5 protein-coding genes are annotated in these 6,109 nt (G+C 42.2%); 3 read left to right on the top strand and 2 right to left on the bottom strand.

The genetic code is table 11. The features are described from left to right. Window positions 1–1,520, bottom strand: a 1,520-nt coding sequence (locus LD39_RS04625) for a M4 family metallopeptidase (protein WP_052158730.1), incomplete at its 3' end; no start/stop codon positions are given. Window positions 1,521–1,939: 419 nt separating this feature from the next. On the opposite strand from LD39_RS04625, the gene LD39_RS04620 reads away from it, so the two are divergent. Further along, window positions 1,940–3,343, top strand: coding sequence for an FAD-binding oxidoreductase (locus LD39_RS04620; RefSeq protein ID WP_052158729.1), 1,404 nt, complete (start codon window positions 1,940–1,942; stop codon window positions 3,341–3,343). Then, window positions 3,336–4,637, top strand: coding sequence for a (Fe-S)-binding protein (locus LD39_RS04615; RefSeq protein ID WP_035543391.1), 1,302 nt, complete (start codon window positions 3,336–3,338; stop codon window positions 4,635–4,637). Before LD39_RS04620 ends, LD39_RS04615 begins: the two co-directional genes overlap by 8 nt. Window positions 4,638–4,813: 176 nt before the next feature. Here LD39_RS04615 and LD39_RS04610 read toward each other — a convergent pair whose 3' ends face one another. Further along, on the bottom strand, window positions 4,814–5,539 hold the full coding sequence (locus LD39_RS04610; RefSeq protein WP_035543390.1) for a DsbA family oxidoreductase: 726 nt from the start codon (window positions 5,537–5,539) through the stop codon (window positions 4,814–4,816). Window positions 5,540–5,655: 116 nt separating this feature from the next. Here LD39_RS04610 and LD39_RS04605 point away from each other — a divergent pair, with 116 nt between their 5' ends. Further along, entirely contained in the window at window positions 5,656–6,027 is a 372-nt protein-coding gene (locus tag LD39_RS04605; protein WP_035543388.1) for a cytochrome-c oxidase, read from the top strand. The last annotated feature ends 82 nt before the right edge of the window (window positions 6,028–6,109 follow it).

Genomic DNA, 6,109 nt, shown 5'->3' with positions numbered 1-6,109 from the left:
GACAATAGATAAGCGGCTTTATTAATGATGCTGGAGTTGAAGTGAACTCCGCCATTATCGTAAGACAGATTCTCATAGTCACTATAGTCATCAGGGTAGACGAGGGTAGAAGAGAACTGGATGGAAGAAGGATCCGACATGCTTCGGAACACTTGACCAGATTGTTCTCCAATCGTCCAGTTGAACGATCCATTATTTACATACTTCTCAATCGCTACGCCGAAGATATCAGAGATTGATTCGTTTAACGCTCCCGATTCCCCGCTATATACGAGGTCAGATTCACTGGAAGTCACGGCGTGGGTAAATTCGTGTCCAGCTACGTCATAAGCTCCTGCGAGAGGATCACCGTAAATCAACATCGCGCCGTCATTAACACTAGCTGCATTAAACCAGTTTTCAGGGTCGTTGGTTGCGCTGGAATCCCAGGCGTGAACAACAGATTTCACTTGTTGGCCGTTATTGTCGAAACTATTACGGTTGTACTCCCCTAAATAGTATTCATAGACGGACTGCGCTAAATAGTGGGCACTTACCCCTTCGTCATCTGTGAAGGTAGTAGAAGTACTAGATAATAGTTCACCAGGATAGAGACGATATTCACGGTTAAGGTCAGCATAATCTGCATCATACGTTAAAATCCCTTGTCCTCGTGTGTAGTCAGCAAGCTCATACGTCCCATCTGACATTTCGCTTGCAGTGAACGTTCTTGTATTTCCATTTTTATCAACACCTGATCCTGTCACAGGCCCGACTACCGTCGCTCCGGAACCTGGCTTTCCTTTTCCGCCACCTCCGCCTGGAGCATTACCGCCTTTCGCATACTGGATAGCATCATCAGACATAGCCTGATCGATTTCCTTCACAGCGTTTAACAATACATTTCCTTTCTTGGTGTCCAAAATGACAAATCCTTCTGCAAAAGATGGAGCTGCAACTGAAAAATCAACTTTCCAGCCATAGGAAGCTTTATCTTTTTCATTTACATAAACGACTTTCTCTACGGATGTTTCTTTTAACGTTTCTACTTTTTCACCATATGTATCCGTGACATAGCTAGAAGCGTCTTCTTTTGATATGTTTTGCTTCTCTTTCAAACCTTTTTTACCATTTAAGTTTTTAGCCACATCTCCAAGAGCGGTTTTGATCACGCCTTCATTCACTTGGGAGACAAGAACTTTACCGAAAACATCATATCCTTTGTAAGTTTGCTGTAGTTTAACGAGATCTTGTCCCTTGTAGTCTTTGGCTTCTTCTATAACGCGATAGTCGACATAGCTTTCATTGTTTTTCTGAGATTTTGATAGGCCGCTCTCAATCTCACCTTTGACAGCTGCCTTAACAAGCTCGGAAGCTTTTGAATGGGAGGGAGCCGTGAGTGTCCCCATCGACTGCTTGCTTTCCTGGATTTTAGCCTCGATACTAGGGCTTGCTTCTACATTCAATGTGCCCAATCCAGAACCGGCTAATAAGCCTACGGATAGAGCCATAGCTGACAATACTTTTCTGTTTTTCTTCATAGACATCCTCCTGATAGAATATTTTGAATATTTAACATTTTCAATCATATCAGAAAGGAATGAATAAATCTTCAGGTCTAAATACACCTATAAATGGTATGTATTCCAAAATTGTATAAAAACAGGCAAATATTTGGTTAAATATTCCTTGTTAAAAAGGGCGGGGATATGAATAATGATTCATGTTCCCTTAACATTCTATAGGAAAAATAAATAAATAATCCCAATAGGAAAAGTGGTAGTTCACATGAGTTAAATGGAAAATAAACCCACCTCAGGTCATCCAAAATATGGATGACCTGAGGTGGGTTTATTTGTAAAATCAGGAATCACTATAATTTTGGTAAATCATCCCTTATACTTTAAATTAATAAGAAAAATCTGAAAATACGTTGAGTTTCATCGAAAGGAGAAGGATTGTGGGGAATTGGCTGGATGTGATTAAAGAAAAGATTCCGGAAAACAGAGTATTAACTGAATTATCCGATCGATATAGTTATAGTTTCGATGCTTCCTTTGGAGAATACCTTCCAGAAGCTGTTGTACAGGTGAAGCACCAAGATGAAGTTGTCGCCGTCTTAAAGGTTGCAAACAAATACAAGATTCCTGTATATCCAAGAGGTCAGGGGACCTGCTTGAGTGGAGGCCCGCTTCCTGTTTTTGGCGGAATGGTACTAGATATGTCGCAGTGGCCGGAGAGCATCGAGGTCAGCCCAGATGATTTGACGGTCAAAGTAACCCCAAGCGTTTTGACAGGAAATATAAATAAAGAGGCGGAGAAGCATGGATTGATGTATGCACCTGATCCGAGCAGTGCCCATGTGGCTACGATTGGCGGGAATCTAGCAGAAAACTCAGGAGGGCCGCGCGGTTTGAAGTATGGCGTAACGAAAGATCATGTGCTCGGCTTAGAAGTCATTACTCCAGAAGGAGAAATCATCCGTACCGGTGGAAGCACCATTAAAAACGTTACCGGTTACGACCTGACAAAACTGATTGTAGGCTCTGAAGGAACACTTGGCGTCATTACAGAAGCTACTCTAAAACTCATGCCAAAACCTATAGCGGTCCAAACATTGATGGTCAGTTTTAATGAAGTCCGAAAAGCAGGAGAAGCGATATCAAAAACACTTACTTCAGGTATTTTACCTGCAAAAATGGAGTTTATGGATCAAGCCTGCATCCAGGCTGTTGAGAATTTTAAACCAGCTGGGCTGCCCGTGGAAGCTGCTGCGATTGTTATTATTGAGCTCGATGGCCATCCAGAAACATTGAAAATTGAGCGCAAGCTTGTCGAAGAAATTATGGAAAAAGTCGGAGCCAAAGAAACTGTCATTCCTAAATCTGATGAAGAAGCAGAAAAAATCTGGCACGCGAGAAAACAAGTTTCGCCAGCGATTGCTAAAATCAAACCGACAAAGGTATCGGAAGACGCAACGGTTCCAAGGAGTAAAATTCCCGACTTGATCGATCGACTCCAGGACATTAAAGAAAAACATAATGTTGAAATCGTCGCATTTGGACATGCAGGTGATGGCAACCTCCATCCAAATGTGCTTTGCGATAAACGAGACCAGGAAGAAATGAAACGAGTAGAACTTGCTGTCGAAGAAATTTTCGAAGCCGCGATTGAACTCGGAGGTACATTATCAGGTGAACATGGAATCGGAACGATGAAAGCTCCTTTTTTAGAATCAGAGCTTGGAGAAGTCGGAGTCGATATGATGAAGCGGATTAAAGAGAGCTGGGACCCGAACGGTATTCTGAATCCAGGGAAAATTTTTGCGGAAAAAGGGCAAAAGTTGGTGTTAAGAAATGAGTAACCTGCAAGCGTTACAGGACAAGCTCCATTATGATAAAACGTTTGATTGTGTCCAATGTGGCTACTGTCTTCCTGCCTGTCCTACGTACGAAACGATGGAGAGGGAAACCCATTCACCGAGAGGAAGAATCAATCTCGTCAAAATGGTCGCCGAAGGAAAAGCCACGGTCAATGATTTAGAAAATCCGATTGAAAAGTGCCTCGGCTGTATGGCGTGTACGACCGTTTGCCCAACGAATGTGCAATACGGGCAGATTCTTGAAGGGGCAAAAGAAGTAATCGACGAACAAAAAGTGAAAACAAAACGTCAGCAAAAAACAGAACAGTTCCTTTTTGAACAATTCTTTCCATCAAGAAAATGGATGGATACGCTTGGAGATGCGACGTGGTTCTATCAAACTTCTGGTCTGCAAAAATTGGCTCAACGCACCGGACTTTCAAAAGTTGCGCCTCTTCATATCAGCGAGTTTGAGAAAGTTCTCCCGTCAATGCCTTCACCCAATAAACGTCGTCAACGGGTGAAGCGTTATATAAGAAAGCGTCCTTCAACAACAAAAGTCGCGTTCTTTACAGGGTGCATTATGGATAGTGTATTTTTCGAATCGAATGAGAATACAATCGAATTGCTTTTGAGAAGCGGAGCAGAGGTATTGATCCCTGAGGAGCAATCCTGTTGCGGCGCTCTTCATGCACATACGGGAAAAACAGAATCAGCGGTGGAGCTGGCTAAGCAGAATATTGAAGCTTTTGAGAAAGAACAAGTAGATTACATTATCAATAACGCAGGTGGTTGCGGAGCCAAACTAATTGAATATGACCATCTATTTGAAATAGGAACCGAATGGCATGAAAGAGCTGAGAGATTCGTAGAAAAAGTGAAGGACATTTCGGAAGTACTTGTAGAATTAGACTATCTTGAATTTTCAACTCCACTCAATAAAACAGTGACCTATCAACCTTCCTGCCACATGACCAATGTCCAAGGGGTAACGGAAGCTCCTCTCGAATTAATTAAAAAGATCCCGGGTGTGCGCTTGAAAGAGTTGGATCGCCCTGACTTTTGCTGTGGTTCGGCTGGCGTCTATAACATTGTGAATTACGAAGATGCTATGGATATTTTAGATGTAAAAATGAAGGATGTGTGCGGGGTACAGCCCGAAGGCATTGTGACATCCAATCCTGGCTGCTTATTGCAAATGAAGCTTGGGGTAGAGCGAGAAGGACTCACTGGAAAAATTGATACAGTTCATTTAGTAGACTTGCTCATGGAAGCCGAACCGAAAATGGTCCAGTAGAAAAACCTGTCCACTGATGGACAGGTTTTTTGCTGAACTTTTATGGTGTTAAGTTTATATTTTCCATATTTACCCACCTCAGGTCATCCAGAATTTGGATGACCTGAGGTGGGTATTTTTGGATGTTATTTACATTAAAAAGCTGCATGCTCTCAAGAACATGCAGCCTCAATTATTTATTTTGAATCGTTTGATGGAATTTCGCAGCCATCTTCGGTGCATGCAGCATCATTAGTTGTTGAAAGGTCTTCGAATGGAGAAGATTTCTTCTCTTCCTCTAATGCTTTTTGCAGGCCTTGTACAAACACTTCTGTCGGCTGAGCTCCAGAAACGGCGTATTTGCGATTGATAACGAAGAAAGGAACGCCCTGGACGCCAATCTGATGAGCTTCATTTTCTTCTGCTCGAACGACTTCTGTATAATCTGTTCCTTGAAGAACCTGATTGACTTCGTTGGAATCCATGCCGATCTTGCTGGCAAGCTCTGCAAGCGTTTTGTGATCACCAAGGTCTCTGGAATCAGTCAGCACGCCCTTGAAGAATTGTTCTGCAACCTCTTTTCCTAGTCCTTTGGTTTCTGCGAATTTAGCGACACGGTGTGCGTCAAATGTATTCGTTGGAACCATCGTATCAAAATGGAAATCCAGACCGACCATCTTCGCCTGCTCGGTCATGTTTTGGGTCATTTCCCTCGCTTCATCTAAGCTTCTTCCATACTTAGCAGCAAGCTTTTCGTGCATGTTTTGGCCAGTATTACGCTTGGCCTGTGGATCTAACTCAAAACTTTTATAATCTACTTCTACTTCGGCGCTCTCAGGAAGTTGCTCCAGTGCTTCTTCTAAACGTCTTTTGCCAATATAACAAAACGGACAGACAAAATCTGACCATACTTCAATTTTCATTTTATACTTCACCTCTTTATTAGGATGCAACTCCATTTTACGATGTTTGAATTAGTAAAATCCAAGATTCTGTTTCACCCGCCCACTGCGTATAGTAGGTAAAAAGGAGGGAGTATATGGGAATTTTATTGATCAAAATCTCCTCAGTGTATTTTGCGATAGGTGTGGCGATTGGGTATTATATGTCCATTGTTCACGAGTATGCCCTGACCCCTGTTCATGTGCACATCAATCTGCTGGGGTGGACAGCACTAATGCTTGCCGGAATTATCTATCATCTTTTTCCTGATCTAGCAGCTTCCAAGTTGGCAATCTTTCACTTTTGGTTTCATAACATTGGATTGCCGATTATGATGATGGGGCTGTTTTTCATGATTGTTATGGAAGATGATGGCCTGGTCCCGCTCGTTGCTACAGGAGCGTCCATTACGGTCATAGGAATATTTCTCTTCGTTTTCCATGTCCTAAAAAATTTAAAGCCTAGTTAAAAGAGACTGGGACATAAGTAAATCAGAGGTGTTATAAAACGAACATTGGAAAACTTTTATAAAATCAACGCAGATTCTTAGC

This window comes from Halobacillus sp. BBL2006 (assembly GCF_000786645.1).
In the GTDB taxonomy this organism is placed as follows: domain Bacteria; phylum Bacillota; class Bacilli; order Bacillales; family Halobacillaceae; genus Halobacillus.
The sequence above is the reverse complement of the archived record's forward strand: the minus strand, read 5'-3'. Positions and strand labels throughout refer to the sequence as shown.